General features: G+C 66.4%; 12 protein-coding genes and 3 pseudogenes. 7 read left to right on the forward strand and 8 right to left on the reverse strand.

Annotated elements, in window-relative coordinates:
• Positions 1–460: 460 nt before the first annotated feature.
• A complete protein-coding gene (locus ACH4UM_RS37330; RefSeq protein WP_398189698.1) occupies positions 461–1,561 on the reverse strand; it encodes a ParB/RepB/Spo0J family partition protein in 1,101 nt (366 codons plus the stop codon).
• Entirely contained in the window at positions 1,558–2,823 is a 1,266-nt protein-coding gene (locus ACH4UM_RS37335; protein WP_398189701.1) for a ParA family protein, read from the reverse strand. The genes ACH4UM_RS37330 and ACH4UM_RS37335 overlap by 4 nt, the downstream gene beginning before the upstream one ends.
• An 886-nt stretch (positions 2,824–3,709) precedes the next feature.
• Between ACH4UM_RS37335 and ACH4UM_RS37340 the strand changes: the two genes are divergently transcribed.
• Complete coding sequence (locus ACH4UM_RS37340) at positions 3,710–4,480, forward strand: hypothetical protein (RefSeq protein ID WP_398189704.1); 771 nt, start codon at positions 3,710–3,712, stop codon at positions 4,478–4,480.
• Between the two features lie 202 nt (positions 4,481–4,682).
• Here ACH4UM_RS37340 and ACH4UM_RS37345 read toward each other — a convergent pair whose 3' ends face one another.
• On the reverse strand, positions 4,683–5,486 hold the full coding sequence (locus tag ACH4UM_RS37345) for a hypothetical protein (protein WP_398189706.1): 804 nt from the start codon (positions 5,484–5,486) through the stop codon (positions 4,683–4,685).
• A 296-nt stretch (positions 5,487–5,782) separates the two neighbouring features.
• Here ACH4UM_RS37345 and ACH4UM_RS37350 point away from each other — a divergent pair.
• The 3 genes and pseudogenes from ACH4UM_RS37350 to ACH4UM_RS37360 all read left to right on the forward strand — a co-directional run.
• Positions 5,783–5,962, forward strand: a pseudogene (locus ACH4UM_RS37350) (transposase); the annotation flags it as partial.
• Between the two features lie 954 nt (positions 5,963–6,916).
• A complete protein-coding gene (locus ACH4UM_RS37355; protein WP_398189709.1) occupies positions 6,917–7,474 on the forward strand; it encodes a hypothetical protein in 558 nt (185 codons plus the stop codon).
• A complete protein-coding gene (locus tag ACH4UM_RS37360; RefSeq protein ID WP_398189711.1) occupies positions 7,464–7,901 on the forward strand; it encodes a hypothetical protein in 438 nt (145 codons plus the stop codon). The genes ACH4UM_RS37355 and ACH4UM_RS37360 overlap by 11 nt, the downstream gene beginning before the upstream one ends.
• 167 nt (positions 7,902–8,068) lie before the next feature.
• Here the strand turns inward: ACH4UM_RS37360 and ACH4UM_RS37365 are convergent.
• The 3 genes and pseudogenes from ACH4UM_RS37365 to ACH4UM_RS37375 all read right to left on the reverse strand — a co-directional run.
• Positions 8,069–8,869: pseudogene (locus ACH4UM_RS37365) on the reverse strand (IS5 family transposase); the annotation flags it as partial.
• Positions 8,870–8,969: 100 nt separating this feature from the next.
• Positions 8,970–9,326: a RacP protein gene (locus ACH4UM_RS37370; protein WP_398189714.1), complete on the reverse strand. Its 357-nt coding sequence runs from the start codon at positions 9,324–9,326 to the stop codon at positions 8,970–8,972.
• An 86-nt stretch (positions 9,327–9,412) separates the two neighbouring features.
• Positions 9,413–10,405 carry a DUF6192 family protein gene (locus ACH4UM_RS37375; RefSeq protein WP_398189716.1) on the reverse strand — a complete coding sequence of 331 codons (993 nt, stop codon included), beginning with the start codon at positions 10,403–10,405 and terminating at the stop codon, positions 9,413–9,415.
• Positions 10,406–12,153: 1,748 nt separating this feature from the next.
• On the opposite strand from ACH4UM_RS37375, the gene ACH4UM_RS37380 reads away from it, so the two are divergent.
• The 3 genes and pseudogenes from ACH4UM_RS37380 to ACH4UM_RS37390 all read left to right on the forward strand — a co-directional run.
• Entirely contained in the window at positions 12,154–12,606 is a 453-nt protein-coding gene (locus ACH4UM_RS37380) for a MarR family transcriptional regulator (protein ID WP_398189719.1), read from the forward strand.
• Entirely contained in the window at positions 12,603–12,914 is a 312-nt protein-coding gene (locus ACH4UM_RS37385; protein WP_189710963.1) for a replication initiation protein, RepL2, read from the forward strand. The genes ACH4UM_RS37380 and ACH4UM_RS37385 overlap by 4 nt, the downstream gene beginning before the upstream one ends.
• Positions 12,915–13,261: 347 nt before the next feature.
• A pseudogene (locus ACH4UM_RS37390) lies at positions 13,262–13,524 on the forward strand (integrase core domain-containing protein); the annotation flags it as partial.
• Positions 13,525–13,555: 31 nt separating this feature from the next.
• On the opposite strand, the gene ACH4UM_RS37395 reads toward ACH4UM_RS37390, so the two are convergent.
• Positions 13,556–13,849, reverse strand: coding sequence for a hypothetical protein (locus ACH4UM_RS37395; protein ID WP_398189722.1), 294 nt, complete (start codon positions 13,847–13,849; stop codon positions 13,556–13,558).
• Positions 13,846–14,451, reverse strand: coding sequence for an RNA polymerase sigma factor (locus ACH4UM_RS37400; protein WP_398189724.1), 606 nt, complete (start codon positions 14,449–14,451; stop codon positions 13,846–13,848). Before ACH4UM_RS37400 ends, ACH4UM_RS37395 begins: the two co-directional genes overlap by 4 nt.
• Positions 14,452–14,773: the final 322 nt, after the last annotated feature.

Consider the following 14,773-nt stretch of genomic DNA (forward strand, 5'->3'; position numbering starts at 1 on the left):
ATGGCGAGCTCACGGACGGCCGCGTACGAACCCGCGAAGCCGATACTGGCGATGATCACAGCGCCCGTCACGACCACGCCGATGAGAACGCGGTGAGCGCGGCTGAGCTCTGCTGGGGCTTTCCCGGGTCCCCCGGACACGTGTTTCCTTCCCTGACTCATTGGTGAACTGCGGTCACGCTCTCACGAGCGGCTCCGCAGAGGCGCCGATACCGCGCGGCAGGCGGTCGATCAGCGATGATCCTTCGGGCGGCCTCGTAGTCCGTGATGGCCGGCTCGCCGACCGGATCTGCTCAGCCATCGCGGAGGGCTTTGATTGCAACGGCAGCGGCCGGCTTCACAATGGAGCGCAAGCGCGGTTGTGTTGCAGGGCGACGGCGATCGGCTGAGCGCAGCTGGGGGCTGGGCCGCCGAAACGGGGAGCGCCCCTGTCCGTGGGAGCAGGGGCAGTCCCGATTCCGTTACTGGCCGGCGTGGTTACCGGCCGAATTCCGCATCCGCTGGTGCTCGTTGAGGATGCGCAGCATCTCGTCGAACTCGGAGGCGTTCATGTTCCGGACAAGGTGCATGGCGAGGACGGCGCCGTTGTCGTAGGGGAGCTTCGGTGAGGTGCGTCGCTCCCTGGCAACAGGGGTGGCTCCCGAGCCGTTGGCCTCCCCGTCGGTGCGCGGTTCTGGCACGCTCTCGGCCCGTGGAACTGACTCCCTTCCTTCGGATGTCCCCCGGCGAGGGTCCTGGTGTGGTGTGTCCTCACCGATTACGGCGTAATCACTGCTTTCAGCGCTTGCCGCCGGCTCTGCCGGGGAAGGAGCCGTCCGCAGCGGTTGTTGAGGGCCGGGCGCATGCTTCTCCGCCTCTTTGCGAGCTCGCTGGGCCTTCAGCTCTTCCAGGGCGGCCACCTGCTCGTCGTGCGGCCTGTTGCCCACCGCGCGGAGCAGGTCGATGGGTTCCTCACCGATGCGGGCCTGCAGCTCGGGTGTGAGGTTGAGCAGGGCCAGTCGCTGCGACACCCAGCCTTGAGAGCGGTGAAGTCGCTTGGCCAGGGCTCGCTGGCTGCCGTGAATAGCCAGGAGCCGCTCCAGGGCGCGGGCCTCGTCGAGTTCGTTGAGGTCCTGACGGTGGATGTTGGCGACGAGAGCAGACTCGAGTAGTTCCTCGGAGGTGGAGCCCTGGTCGTCGCTGACCATAACGGCGACAGCGCTCAGGCCGGCTTCGCGGGCAGCAGCCAGGCGGCTGCTGCCGTCGATGACGACGTGGGTGGCATCCGCTTCGAGGTCGGCTTCGCGCTCCGGATTGGCCTTGATGTACGCGTCACGGTTCATGACCGTGATCGCTTGCTTCTGGCCGTGGGTTTTCAGGCTTCCTGCGAGGTCGGTGAGGTCCCCGAGACTCGACCGGGGGTTGTCTGGGTTGAGGCTGATGCGATCGGGCGGTAGATGCGTTGGGGGAGCAACGCCCTCGGTCGGGACCCCGGTGGCAGCGGCGACGGCTTGGCGGCGTGCGCTGATGGGTCGCACTCCCCCACCGAAACGGCCGGCCCCCAACTGATCGGCCTTGCTCACAGCACCTCCCTGGCGAGTGCGCGCATGCCGATCGCCTGCTGCGATTTGGGGGCGTATGAGAGCAGGGGCTGCTTCACTCGGACTGCTTCCTTCTGTTCCTTGAGGTCTCCGATGAGTCCGACGACCCTCGGATCCTTTATGTCGACCCATCCCTGGAGGGAGGAGGTCGCGATGTAGCCGCGGCGGGAGTCATAGAGGTTCACGACGATGCCGAGGTAGTCGATGTCGATCAGGAGGTCGCCGCGCAGGTCGTCGATCTGCGTGGTGAGCAGTTCGTAGGCGTCTGCAGAGCTGTCTTCGGCCTGAACCACGATCAGGGCGCCCGACTGTCCGGGCTTCTCACCGTCGCGACGCCGTCCGTAGTAGGCGGCGGCGTCCATGCTGAGGCCGAGGCTGGGTGGGCAGTCGACGATGATTACGTCGTAATCGGTTTCGAGCGGTGTGAGAGCGCGCTCAAGCGCGGCTTCCCGGGCTCGCACGGCGGACAGGCGCACGTCGAGCAGAAAGGCGTCGTTGCAGGCGGGGAGGAGATGGAGTCTGCCACTGAAGGAGTCGTCGTCGACGGAGACGATGAGGTCGCGAAGGTCTCCCTTGGGGTCGCCTGCCATGTGGTTGGTGAGGCTGTCGCCGTTCAGCGGCAGGGGAGCCGCGCCCAGCTGGTTGGTGAGATGGCACTGGGGATCGAAGTCCACGAGCAGAACGTTCTGGCCCGGGCCGGGCAGGTTCTCGATGTCGAGGAAGCTGTCGCCTCGCTCCGCATCGTCGGGCTGCGTCTCACTCGCTCGCAGGGCTTTGGTGAGGGCTTTGGCGACGCGTACGGGGTGCAGGGCGTTGGGGTCTTCGGCGAGCGCCTCTCCAAGGCCCGCAGTGATAGCGGTCTTGCCGACGCCGCCCTTTTGGTTGCAGACGATGATGCGGCGCGTGATCTCGGGGCGGGCCACGTCCGGGGCAGGGTTGGCGTCAAGCCACAGTTGGATGGACTGGGCAAGGCCTTGGATCAGGGAGACTCCTCGATCGGCGGCGATGCCCCTGAATTCCTCCCACTGGCCGGGCGGCAGGAAGGTCGAGAACGAGTCGGCGCCGGAGGTGTCGACGGTGGCCGTGGCGGAGGCAAGGTTGCACCAGTCCCTGATGCCCTGTTCAACCGCGCTTTGGATCTCGATGCCGTGCTGAGCGGCTCTGACCTTGAGGCTCTGCCGGAGCCATCCCGGCAGTTTGGAAACGACCTTCTCGCGGTCGCTCGAAGTGGCTGGAGAACTCATGGGAGACACCATACTAACGTCCATGATCCTTTGTGGCATCGACACGTTAGTTAGGCATAGTTCCTGGGGTGTCGCTCGCGCCCTGGACCACCAGGGCCTGATTACGGCGTAATCAGGCCCTGGGCGACGTGCCGCCAAGTCCACGCGCTGACATGGCCGACACTGAGGCGATGGCGACGTGACCACCACCTGGGCTCAGCACGCCTGCTGCGGCGAGCAAGGCAGGGCAGGCCTCCCAACGTCCGGCACAGAAAACCCTCGTCGTGAGGCGCGCAGCCGTGCGACCAGTTACCCATGCGATCAGCTGTGGGGCGCCGACGCTGTCGAGGCCGTACGGTCATTCCACAGGCTCTGCCGGCCCGAGGACGAACGGGCTTGCCGATGGGCCCACCGCACCAAGCGGCCTGTTCTCGTGACTGCTTCACAGCAATGCACCGGAAGATGATTACGCCGTAATCAGCCACCGCATACAGCGCGCCGGCAGCGTCCAGTGGCCTGACTGGGTGGCTCCGCCAGGAGAATCCGAGGCTGGCCTGGGGTCACCTGCCGATGAGGTCGCTCTGAGCCTCACCGGAGCGTGCCTGCAGGGTCCACCCCGCAGCCCTGCGTCACCGACCCACGTGATCTTCGACAGCGCTCCGGCCAGCGCGTCGCGCCCAATCTGGGATGGGGCGCAAGACCAGCGGAGAAGACGACGCCGGGCGGACTGACTGCGCACAGCTGCGAAGGGCTGGGGGAGCCGCACTGGAGCGTGGTACCCCGGCCTCGCCGCGGGATGCCGGGTCCAGGTGCCCTCTGGGTATCCCTGCGAATGCAGGGCCCTTCCAAGGCATGCCCTGCAGCACGGTAGTGAGTAGCTCAGGAGCACGCAGGACCAGGAGGGGAGATGCTGACGAACCTGTTGCCAGGCCTTCGTGACGTCCGAGCCCCGCTCGCGGCGGGATGCATATGGCTTCTGACACTCTGGCTGATCTTGGAGGATCGCTTGCCGACGCGGCAGCAGGCCCGAGGCATATGGGCCTCCCTGTATCGCCTGGGCGGTTTGGTCGGCGCCGGGGGAGTCTTCGCGGCAGGCGCGTTCCTCGCCTACCTGGTCGGTGCCGTGCTCTCCGTCCGTGTGGTCACCGTCAACGCTCACAAGGCCCCGAGGACCTGGCGGTTCTGGGAATCCGGAACCCTCCCACCGCCTGTGTCGCGGCTTGCGCTCAACGACTTGGTCGCCTTTCTCCAGGAGCATGGCACCCTGCTGCCCTCTGATCCACAAGCCAGCATGAATGCGGAGCGCAGGCGCGGCCAGCGTCAAGTGGTGGACCTTGCTGTGCGGGCGATCCTCGGCGAGACCCGGCAGTTGCGGACCAAGCTGCTGCTGGCCAACTCCGAACTGTTCAACGAGTACGACCGAGCGGTGGCAGAGGCGGAGTTCCGGAAGAACGTCGCCTTCGCCAGTGTCGGACTGACCGCCGCACTCGGTTGGTTGCACTCTCCCTGGTGGGCCTCGCTGCTCATTTTCGTGGGCCGGCTCTACCAGGCTGGCGTCGGTAGTGAGCGGGCCGCCAATGACGTCATCGTCCAGGCGGTGGTGGCAGGACTCGTCACGCCTGCCGCCCTGAGTGAGGCCGCGGGAGTACCCGCTGTGCCATCAGGCCGGAGCAGATAGGAAGTAGGGCCGACCGGAAGAAGGCGCACGGCGAGGCAGCCCAATGGAATGGCGGCATACCGCAGTGGAGAGCGGAACGGGCGCGTTCCCCGACGACGCCAAGCGCCAAGCGCCGCAACGCCGCGGTTCTTGTCTCGCTCAGACGGACCCGACGCGCCCTGGCTGCAGCGGCGCGAAGTGCGGGCGACCTCTCCATCCTTCGTCATCTCGTGACCAGCCGGTCCGCGGCGGCATAGGCGAGCTGGGCATCGACGGTGGTTGCTGCCGGCCGTGCCGTTGTGCGCTCGACCTTCCTCAGTTCACGGACCACGGCGAGCACATAGGTCTCCAAGCTGACGAACTGGGTCGGGGTCTGGCAGTTCGGCAGCACGGCAGCGATCTGGTCGAGCCAGAAGGTAACTTCATCGTCGTCATCCAGGCCCACCCGGTGCTCGAGCAGACGCTGCGCGACCGGCGCCAGCAATGCATGACGGCGCGCGGCCTCGTTCTGAGCACGGCGCTCAGCGGCGGCCCGGACGGCGGCCTGCCGCTCTGCTTCGAGGACGGCTTCGGGGGTGCGGCGTACCGGCCGATCGCCCCGTTCGGGGTCCGTAAGCGTTGGCGCGCGCAGGCGCTTCGCCTTGTTGTAGGCCGCACTCGGCGTGTTCACGGCGAGCGGCTCCGCGAGGGCGGCCCATTCCACGTTTGCGGCCCTGGAATCCTCGACGGCCGCCGCCTGATGCACGTCAGCCTGTTCTCGGAGGTACTCCCACAGCTTCACCCGAGTGATCGCGGATGTGCGCCGCGCCTCCTGGTTCTTCAACGCGCCCGCGTTGGCCTCGAGGTACAGCAGGGCGCCGAACAGTTCCTCGTCGGCCGGCATCTTGGCGACGTTCTGGTCCTCGGCCTGTTCGTGCAGGTGGCGCAACTGACCGATCAGAGCGACGCTGTCGAGCGTCCCTACTCTCACAGGTGGCTTGAGCAGCGGCTTCGTGGGAGGAGCCGACTTGCGCACAGGGCGTGGCATGAGGGTCAGTCTGCCCCGTGGAACGGCTTCACATTCTGTGAATCGGCTTGTTGCAGGGAAAATCAAGATCCGCTTCCCACAACAGGAACCGACCTCACAGGCCCCCTTTCTGGGCGCTGGAGCGCGAAGAAACCCCGTCCCTCAGCCCGAACGGGCGAGGAGGCAGGTCACCGTGAGCAGGGTCTGTACGGTCTTCGGTCTAGCTCCCGATCAAGGAAGTAGCATCTGCTGAGTCACGTGACTGCCTCTGCCGAGGTGGTGGAGAGGTCCGGCCGGTCGAGCTGTCGGCGGACCTGGGTCTGACGCACGAAGACATCTCCGTGCACCTGGCCGAGGTCTACGGTGCGAGCGTGTCCACGCAGGCCGTCTCGACCATCACCGACAAGGTCATGGACGGGATGTCAGAGTGGCAGAACCGGCCCCTGGACCCCGTCTGCCTGGTGATCTTCATCGACTGTGTGGACGTGAAGGTGCGGGTTCTGTCGACGACCTTGTGATCCGGACGGTTGAGCGGCTCGCACCGACTGTTCGCGATCATGTATCGCGTGCTCCCGTGATCTGCTCTTGGAGCTGTTTCCGTACCTGTCCGCGCCTCTGCCGGAGCCGGACAGTGGCGAGGTGGAGGTGCTCGGTGTCGACGACTTGGCCTTCCGCAGGGGCCGCCATTACGGCACGGTGCTGATCGACACGGCCACCCACCCGTTCCGTCGCGGACGTCGCCGCCAAGGCCCTGCAGCAAGCGCACATCGTCGACCCGTACACCGACTACCTGCACCGCCGCTGGAACGAAGGCATCGGAAGCGCCACCCAGCCATACCGAGAAATCCAGGAACTCGGATATCCCGGCGGTGAGCTGGCTGTCCAGCGTCACCTACGGAGCTGCAGGATCGGACGCGGACACGCGCCAGCCGTCGGCCCCGAACCGCCGACAGTCCGCGAGGTCACATCACAACCTCCGGTGACTTCGACGCCGTCCACAACGGTCTGTCCCTGACGCACACATCGACGGTGGTTGTTGCCGGCCGTGCCGTTGTGCGCCCCCGTCCCACGTCAGCCGCGCAGGCCGATCGAGCCCAGCGTCTGACAGGGGGCAGCCTTGCCCGAGACGGTGGTCGCAGCTGTCACGTTGACCAGGTGGACCGCAGTGGCGTTCAGCGGGGTATGGCTGAACCACCGTGCAGGGCACACCGAACCAGAGCCCGAATCGAATCAGAGCCTGTTTGCGAAGCTCCCCGCAGATCAGACTCCTTGTCACGTGTGTCTCTTGGGTAAAGCGGGCTGAACGTAAGCTTCCGGCACGGATGGCATGTACCGTGCAAACTGCATCGCACTGCCTGGATAGCGATGTTGACCGGTATATCGAAGGAGGCACTGTGCCGTTAGGCAGCATCCGGAGAACCACGTCAGGGCGAAGAGCCGCAGCCAGATCGGTGATCACACTTTCGCTCGTCACCTCAGCCGTACTGGTAGGGAACCTCGCGTCGGCAGATCCCGCGCCGCCTTGGGCATCGCGGGCCAACCCCGAGGTCACGTTGCAGGCCGATGGCAGCGGCCAGCGGTCGGCGCAGGACACCGTCAAGTGCACGCTGTTCGCCAACAAGCCCAACTACAGCGGCGGCAAGATCACAGGAACGGGGGGAATCAGCTCGTGCACTCCGCACGCCCCGTATTTCTGCAACAGCGAGGACGATGTCCAGATCTACCTCACCGCTGGTTGGACGACTGCGGCCTCAAGCCCCCGGCAGTACAACTGTCCGCCGCCGTCGCGTTCGACGACCACATCGCTGAGCTGTGATTCGACGTCGACCGCCTACTCCTACCGCACTCTGACGGTGGGATCGATCTTCTACGGCACCACAGACAGCGGCACTGCGACCAGTTCGGTACTCAGTGTGAAGTGCCTGCAGGGGCAGGCTGTCTGGTGCGGGCAGACGACCAGCGTCTGCCCGCACCATCTCCACGGAAGAGGACCCTCGGATGACGGCTGAACCGATTGCTGCGGGAGAACGTCTCGCAAGCGAGGTGATGCACAGGCGCCTGGCTGACAACACTTTTGACACCCACGTCCGCAAGCGCTGCCGGAAATGGGATGTTGATCGTGATACGTTCCTCGCCCAGGTGGAGAGCGTAGTACTCGTTGCCCTGCTGGCCACGGGTGACGATGCGCAGGGCAGTGCCCCTGATGATTGGTGTGCGGCCGGAGCGGCCGCCCTGCGGCAGCAGCAAGAGGTGGAGCTGTTCGCCGACCTGCCGGCGCTCTTGCCGGAATCGATTCGGCTGCGTGTTGAACAACTGCGGCTGATGTCCACCGGACTAACGCCGCAGTCCGCCCACCGGTGGCTGAGGCTTTCCGACACAGCCAGCGAGTTCCTCGACCCTGAAGAGTTCCTTGAACCCGTACCTCACGATTCGTGAGAGTGTCTTTGTCCTCGCGGCCCTCGACGCGCAGGCACCCGGATCGACTTCGAGTGCCTGTTCGGAAAAGCCTTTGTCTCCTCCTTGGGCCGATGGGCAGATCAAGCTGCTTTGGGCATCACGTAGCCGTGGGCGAGGTCGCGGCGTTCGGCGGGGCGGGCCTTGCGGCGGGTGAGGCGTCGCGTCATCAACGTGATTGCCGCCCAGGTGATGAGTGATTCGCTCATCTCGGGGAGTCGTTCGTGGTCGCGGCAGTGCCGGCGAGCCCTCATGATCCACGACCAAGATCGTTCAACTGCCCAGCGGCGTGGAAGGACGATGAAGCCCTTGGCCTCCGGTGGCCTGCGCACGGTCTTGATGGTGATGTCGAGGTACTTCTTCGCCCAGGGGATCAGGTCGTTCTTGGCGTAGGCGGAGTCGGCCCAGACGATGGCGATCTCCGGGTGCATCAGGGCGAGGCGGAACAGCAACTCCCGGGCCACGAGCGAGTCCTGGGCGTTGGCGGGGGTGACCATGACCAGCAGGACGAGACTGCGATGGTCGCAGATCAGGTGCCGCTTCCTCCCGTTGATCATTTTCCCGCCGTCCCATCCTCGCGTCGCCTTGCTGACGGTCTCGGACGCCTTGACGGACTGGGAGTCGACGATGACTGATGCGGTCTGGGCTGTCTTGCCTGCGGCGAGGCGGATGCGGCGGCGGAGCTGGTCACGGATGACACCGAGGACACCCGCTGCGGCCCACCTCCTGGCAAACCCGTAGATCGTGCGCCAAGGAGGGTAGTCGGAGGGCATTGCACGCCATTTTATGCCGTTATCGACCAGATAGCGGATGCCGTCGACCACCTCTCGGCGGGGCCACTTCTCAGGCGCCCCGCCCTTGGGCGTCTGGCAGGCCGGAGTGGGCAGCAGCGGCTCGATGAGGGCCCATTCTGCGTCCGTCATGTCCGAGGGATAGCGGGAAGTACGCATGCGAGAAGGCCAGGGCCGGCCCGGCGTGAGGAGTGCGGATGGGTGGACCGGGCCGGCCCCTTGGCCTCCTCCGTCTGAGGCGGACCACCTCCCTGGATTACTAGAGTTGCGGGTGGGCGATCATGTCGAGCGAGCTCTGGATGGCGTTCATCTGCGCGACGACGTACGCCACCCAGCGGCTCTTGGGAAAGAGCCTGGCGTGCGGGTCGAGGACTCCGGTGATCACGCTGCTGATCTGCGTGTACTTCACCTCGGCCCACTGCCGTTCCCACGCTTCCAGCTCGTCGGCGTCCTCACAGAAGTGATAGCCCCGGTCGAATGACCACATCAGCGGCGGCCACCGCTTCTCGCCCGCCAGCTCGCGGTAGGCGGCAAGGCCGCGCACGATCTGCGAGCGGGACAGCTCGGTGACCACCATCAGCCGGGCCTTCTTCAGCCCGGCCGGGGCGGTCTCCATCAGCGCGAGCCGGATGGTGTCGGCGTGACGCGCGGCACTCGGTGAGCGGCGTCGGTCGCGCTCCCGTGTCCTGGAGCGCGGCATTACTACTCGCCCCGCAGCAGCCGGGCCAGTGCGTCGTCGACGTCGACGTTGCCGGTGTCGACGGCGTGCTCCATCCAGTCCAGGGTGGCGCGGCACCGGGCGATGTTCTCGTGCAGGAGCGAGCGTTCCTCGGGCGAGACGGTGCGGCCGCGCAGACCGGGGACGACCCGGCCGGCGGCGGCCACGAAGGTGTGGCAGGCGGTGACCAGGTCCAGGAACTCGCTGGACCGCTTGAACCGCTCGATGGCCGGGGCGAGTTCGCTGGTCCGCTCGTATTCCTCGCGGGCCTGGCGGCCGCGCTCGACCTGGGCGTGGTTGACGGACTGCCGGGCGCGGTCGTCCGACATTGCCTTGAAGGCGACGTCGGGCCGGTGCAGCAGGTCGGTGGCGGCCTCGGCGGCCACCTGCTCGTCGTGCGCCAGGTCCCGGATCGCCTCGATGCGTGCCTTGACCGGCACCTCGTCGGCGACCGCCGGCCTGCGTAGCAGGTCCGCCGCGACCTGGGCGGCCACCTGGTCATCGGCCGCCAGGCCGTGGATCGCGGTCACCTTCTCCTGTACCGACACTGGATTCTGGACGGTCCATCCCCGGGCCCGCTTGGCCGCGTCCTGGGTCCACCGCTTCGTGCCGTAGTGCTGGTTGAACGGAGGATTGCGGATGATCTCGAACCGGTCCGGGTGCCCGATCAGGATCCGGTGGATGTCCAGGGAGACGCCCTTGACCCGCTGCTCGGGCGGCCAGTGACCTGCGGTGTAGCGGTAGTTCATGATGCTGCTGACGTTCACCCCGACGTCGTCCGCGAACCGGTGCATGGTCTCTTCCACCGACTGGACGTCCTCGCCCATCGCTGCCCGCGCACCCCCTTTCGCCTGCAGGGGCTCTATCTCCAAAGCGTTGTCACCTAGTTTGAAATGTGTGTCCCGCTCGGACTCGACCAGCAGTTTCGACTCCGCCACAAGCTCGTCGTAGCGGTCCTCGGTGACTTTGCCGATCATGGTGGGCATCCTCATCACCACCTGCCGCGGGCCCGGGGGCGGCAACAGCGCTGGCGACATGACCAGGTCCGCGCTGCCCATCAGCGTCCATCCGGCCGAAGATCGAACACCAGAGCTGACCAACACTGACCGGAACTGACTGAGCAGGGCACCAAACGGTCAGTCGGGCCGTTCGTCCAAGCCCGGATTCGACGCTTCGGCGAACGCTTTCTTCCGCAAGTACGCAGCCCTCCCACGGCACTTCGCCGAGCAGTACACGGCGTTGCTGCGGTGATCGACCCCGGCCACCCACACCGCACGGCAAACCGGACAGACCCGCCGCCCCTCGCCGTCCCGCTCGGCCGCGGCCCGACGCCGAATCCGCCAAGCATGCCGCCACTGCCTGGCCCGACACGCCGCAGAGCAGTACACCGCCCTCGGCGCGGCCCCCCGCTCCAACAGGGCGTCACACACCGGACAGCACCGCTGCAACGGCTGCCCGACGTACCCGAACACACCGCCAGCCTAGACCCGCCCAAAGATCCAGGTCAGGGGATCAGACACAGGCTCTCAGCTCGGCCAGTGACTACGCCACTCGGAAGTACACGATCGAACTCCGCCAGAGTTCCGCGACAGCAGTCGGCACAGCAGTCCTGGGTGTACAGCGGTATGGGCGCAGCGTCCGGGTTCCATGGCTTCGCGCGCCCGGGGGAGTACGTAGCGCAGAGCGGCGATTCAGCGCGGTCTCAACGTTCGCACAAGGCGCCGATTGGGCGGCGAGCCGTCGGTGGCTCGGCTCCCGTGAGCCGGCCGGGCAGCACCACACAGGAGCTCTCATCGAGCCGAACGGCCAGCTGTGTGGCGCTCTCGGGCAGTGCGCGCTGAAGGTCGGCAGCTCCTCAGCCCTGGCGGGCTTGCGGTGCCCCGACGGGGTGGCCGGCCGCCGTCGGCGGCGGCCGGGTGCATCGGGGTCCTTCAAAGCCGAAGCGTGGCTGAGCCCGGCAAGGGGTGGCCGTGACATACGCGCGCCTGCTCGTTCGACCGCGGGCATCGTCGTGGCTGACTTTCCGTGGTGCAGGTGGGGAAGGGGGCGTGGAGCTGGCGACCGCGTCAAGCAACTGCAGGAGCCTTCCACGGCTCCAGGACCTCGCTGGGCCCGCCACTTTCCAGTGCACTTCGCTCCGTTGTGGCGTAGCCCCTGTGCGACGGCGAGCAGGTAGTCCAGGCCTACCGCAATCAGGTCGATCCAATACTGCCGCGGTTGTCACTGCTGCCCGAGGAAGCGTGGCGGTTCCTGGGCGGTGAGGTCCACGGCGCGGCTCCTGCTGTGGGAAGAGAGCGCACCCCCTATTTGGCCTCTGACCTGCAGGGATACCTCGAACAACCAGGATCGGCGGGACTGCCACACAGTTCCGCCGACCGTGGAGGACGATCCGCAGACCCGAGTGCACAGATCCCACAGTCGTGCCACACAGTCCCAGGAGTCGCACACCACGACTTGTCAGACTGGGACAGCGGTTGAAGGATCTGCCACCAAGGTTCCACGATCTGAGTACCACGATTCTCCAGCCGTACCAGATTGACGTGACGTACATGAGTGGGGGGCAGAACAGCGGCCCGGCCAGAGGACGTTCCCATGGCCATGGCGGCAAGCGACACGGCCGACGGGCGGAGTTGATTGACTTCCTGCTCATGTACGTTATGTTCATATGGTCGGCCTCCCGGCCGTCCCATGTGAACGTCCGCACCCCCCTGCAGGGAGAGGCCCCTTGGGAGCAGTACGCAGACTGGTCGACGCCGAAACTGGCGAGCCGGTCCCTTACGCGCCGTACGCCTTCTCCGGCAGGCACACACAGGTCGACAAGTCCCGTGTCGAGGCGATCACCGAATCGAAGGCGTTCACGCCCAGCCAGAAGTTCCTCGTGCTGTGGTGGATCGGTGTCTCTCCGGAGGGTATGGAGCCGCTGAGGGCCACTGGAGCCGACATCGCCAAGCGCGTGGGGATGTCGACCGACGCCGTCGGGAAAATCAACAGAAAGCTGGCCAAGCACCGGATCCTGATCGTGCGAGGGCGCATCGGCAACTACAACTTCTACCGAATCAGCCCCTACATCGCGTTCCACGGCACGGGGCTGGAGCAGCGTGAAGCAGTGAAGACGTGCAACCCGCCGGACATTCCCGGTTTCGACGAGAGGACCCCTGCGCGGTGGGAGGCTCAGTGACCAGTGACGACAAGCAGAAAAACCTCGAACTGCTCGAGGCTACGGCCGGCATGACCGCCAATCAGCGTCTCGTCGTCATGCTGTACGCCCTGCACCCGACCGACCGGTCAGGCGCGGTCTTGGAGACGGCCGCCAACCTCGCGAAGCTCGTCGGCATGGCCCCTCCGGTCTTCTCGCGCACCCGCAAGCAGGTCATCGAGGCCGGCTGGCTCGAGCAGACGGAGAAGATCGGGCACATCAAGTACTACCGCCTCGACCCCAAGCATCTGGGCGAGAACGTCGTCGTTCCCCTCCGACGCGCAACCTGACACGTCTGGCGGACCGCACCTCATGTACATCACGTCAATGAGGTGCGGTCCCCAGGACGTGCCGATGGTCATCCGGTCAATGCACCAGGAGGCGGAGCACTCCGCGGCAGGATCGGGGGCTGCGGGCAACGAGCCGGACCCAGTGGCAAGCCTCAAGGAGCCATCTGGTCCAGCGGCGCCACCTGACTGGACACCTGCGCGTGAGGTCGTAGCGTCGCGGACGGGAAAGTGGCTCGGGTGGGGAGCAGCAGGGAAGGCTGCCCCGCCGCCTGGAGTGCGAGCATGTGTTGAACCGCGGCCTGCGGATCGGACTGCGGCGTGCTTTCGGCGCTGCCTCACAGGCCGGCATCGCCCCCTCAATTGGCGCACTGTCGCCGATGCGTACGACAACGCCCTCGCCGAGTCCACCATCGGTCTGTGCAAGACCGAGCCGAACAACCTCCGCGGGCCGTGGAAGACCTTCACGGACGTCGAGTCCGCCACCGCCGGGTGGATCGACTGGTGCAACCACCGCCGACTCCGCGGAGCTCTCGGCCACACATCACCAGGCGAGCACGAAACCGCCTGCCACCACCGACACACCCGCGCCAGCGAACCCGTCAGCGTGTGACGTCCCGGCTCTCTACCGAACCCGGAACGGTTCAGGGCGCTGGTGGCGGGTGATGTTGGGATGCACCTGGCCCATGTGCGGTGGGTTGAGTAAGGGGCTGTGGAGCGGTCGCGCCGCGCATGGAGGCGGGTTCGAAGTGGTGGGGCAGCAGTTGGGTGCGCCAGTAGTCGGCGTCTGGGGGTGTGTTCTCCTCGGGTGTGGTCCACGTGGTGTGGGTGGGGGCGGCACCGTTGACGCGCTGGCGGGGTGGCCGGTGGCAGGCGGCCTGACGGGCCAGCAGGTCGTCGACGGTGCGGTGCTCTGAGGGCAGCAGCAGCGGGGTCATGTGTGGTTCTTCCCGTCGGGGTGCTCCGGGCAGTTCAGTTTGAGCAGGTGAGCGAGGCGTTCGCGGCCGGTGCGGAGCTGGGAGCGGACAGTGGCTTCCTCGTTGCCCATCACTGCGGCGGCTTCTGCGGCGGTGAAGCCCATGCCGTAGTGCAGCAGGATCGCGTCGCGCTGCCGCTCGCTGAGAGACGCCACGGCGGCATACAGGGCGATGGGGTCGGTCAGTGTGTCGTAGGGGTCCTCGACGTGGTCAGCGGCGGCGGACTCGAACGCGGACGTCTCCATCAGTTCCGGGCGGCGCCGGCGCTTGCGGTGCATGTCGATGATGCGGCGCTTGAGGATGGTCCAGGCGTAGCCCTCCAGGTTCTCCATTTCGAGCATGAGCAACCAGCGGTCCATGACCGCGTCGAAGGTCAGGTCCACGGCTTCTTCAGCATCGGCGTCCGAGCCGAGCTGCAGGTAGGCGTAGCGCATGTACTGGATGCGACGTCGCTGGTGGAATGCCCAGTACGCGAGCTGTGCGTAGGTGTCCCACTGGTCGAGGGAGAAGCGCGGCACCTCCACGGCGCCGCCGGTCTCCTCGTGACCCATCTCGCTGCTCACGCTGCCTCCCGCTGCGACTTCGGAGTGCGGGCGGGGTGCGGTTGGTGGTGAGCTGCATGATGCCGATGCGGACGCCAGCTGTGAGAAGCCGGCGGCACCCGCGGTTCACGTCCGGGCCGAACACCATGAGTGCCCGCGCGATTTCGATCAACCACGCTGCAACGTCGTTGCTGCACGGGCCCTCCCCTGTAGCCGTTCCATCGGGGCGCCACCCCTCCCATTGGGCACCGGAGACGACAGCCGCCTCCACCTATGAAGCGCTCCTGGCGGTCGAAACGTGCAGCCGAACGACAGAAAATATTACAGTCAGTAGTGATCTGAT

It is taken from the genome of Streptomyces sp. NPDC020801 (genome assembly GCF_044334385.1).
GTDB lineage: Bacteria > Actinomycetota > Actinomycetes > Streptomycetales > Streptomycetaceae > Streptomyces.

Coding starts and splice junctions, on each gene's coding strand:
- ACH4UM_RS37370 (WP_398189714.1), bottom strand. CDS start 9,326: ATGGAGACCGCCCCGGCCGGGCTGAAGAAGGCCCGGCTGATGGTGGTC.
- ACH4UM_RS37375 (WP_398189716.1), bottom strand. CDS start 10,405: ATGATCGGCAAAGTCACCGAGGACCGCTACGACGAGCTTGTGGCGGAG.
- ACH4UM_RS37335 (WP_398189701.1), bottom strand. CDS start 2,823: ATGAGTTCTCCAGCCACTTCGAGCGACCGCGAGAAGGTCGTTTCCAAA.
- ACH4UM_RS37360 (WP_398189711.1), top strand. CDS start 7,464: ATGACGGCTGAACCGATTGCTGCGGGAGAACGTCTCGCAAGCGAGGTG.
- ACH4UM_RS37345 (WP_398189706.1), bottom strand. CDS start 5,486: ATGCCACGCCCTGTGCGCAAGTCGGCTCCTCCCACGAAGCCGCTGCTC.
- ACH4UM_RS37395 (WP_398189722.1), bottom strand. CDS start 13,849: ATGACCCCGCTGCTGCTGCCCTCAGAGCACCGCACCGTCGACGACCTG.
- ACH4UM_RS37340 (WP_398189704.1), top strand. CDS start 3,710: ATGCTGACGAACCTGTTGCCAGGCCTTCGTGACGTCCGAGCCCCGCTC.